The organism is Facklamia sp. P12937, assembly GCF_050409505.1.
GTDB lineage: Bacteria > Bacillota > Bacilli > Lactobacillales > Aerococcaceae > Facklamia.
The window spans coordinates 1-662 of record NZ_JBNUPI010000050.1; the positions used below are offsets into that span (position 1 = coordinate 1).

Below are 662 nucleotides of genomic sequence, written 5' to 3' on the forward strand. Positions count from 1 at the left end.
TTGACGAATTGTCCAATCAAATGCAACACCGATAGTAAGAAACTAAAAAGTTCTTCTTTAGGTGGTTTATATTTTATACCTTTCCTTGGTCTATTTTTCATTAACTCTAGGTTATAGTGTAAACCATCTTTACTTACTTTTGACAACTCTAGACCTTTAGGATAAAACTCTCTTAAAAGCTCATTGCTGTTTTCATTTGTACCTTTTGCCAAGCACACTAAGGATCATAGAAATATGTCTTACAGCCTAATTCCTCTTCTGTTTGCTCAAATTCTGAACATTCTTCGCCTCTGTCAAATGTTATTATTTTTACAAGATCTTTTAGCGCATTAATGATTGCCGATGTGATATTTTCCGACTTTCTATTTTCTAATAATATCGCTATGTAATATCTGGATCTTCTTTCTGCCAGTGTTACAAAACAATACTTGCTTTTTCTATGTCTCTCTTTTCGTCTACGAACCTTAATGTTTGAAGAATTGCTTTTTATTTCTCTTGAAATTGTACTAAGAGATCTTCTTAATGTTTTGGCAATTTTTATGATACTCCTTCTTAAATTTAAAATTGATAAATACAAGCTCTCTCTTCTATTGTAAGATGGTTATAACTCATAGTTAATGGCTCCTTTTAATCTGTTTTGTTTGGTTATTTACCTATTAATA

General features: G+C 30.7%; 1 protein-coding gene and 1 pseudogene. Both read right to left on the minus strand.

Annotated features, from left to right (window positions below):
- A pseudogene (locus tag ACQV2R_RS08645) lies at positions 1-212 on the minus strand (hypothetical protein); the annotation flags it as partial.
- A 5-nt stretch (positions 213-217) separates the two neighbouring features.
- Positions 218-577: a hypothetical protein gene (locus ACQV2R_RS08650; protein ID WP_428892119.1), complete on the minus strand. Its 360-nt coding sequence runs from the start codon at positions 575-577 to the stop codon at positions 218-220.
- Positions 578-662: the final 85 nt, after the last annotated feature.